Genomic DNA, 236 nt, shown 5'->3' on the forward strand with positions numbered 1-236 from the left:
TTCCTGAAGCAAAAGTATTGGATCCATCAGTTTTAGTTATAGAAAGATCCGTACTGAAAGTGATAGGGGCAGTCACGCAATGTGCACCATCATTACCTGAACTTGCAGCTGCATCGGAAATTAATACCCTTTGCCCCGTTGTAAGATTAAACTGGTAAAATCCTCCGGCATTATTAACTCCAAACAATTCACCGGTACTCGAAGAATACATGGCTCCATAATTAGCAGCACCAGAC

General features: G+C 41.9%; 1 protein-coding gene. It reads right to left on the minus strand.

The annotated features are described in order from the left end of the window. Positions 1-236 (minus strand): DUF6923 family protein (locus SB725_RS33840; protein ID WP_410923776.1); only part of this gene is annotated, 236 nt, incomplete at both ends.

Source organism: Pseudomonas sp. SIMBA_041, from assembly GCF_046535095.1.
GTDB lineage: Bacteria > Pseudomonadota > Gammaproteobacteria > Pseudomonadales > Pseudomonadaceae > Aquipseudomonas > Aquipseudomonas mucoides.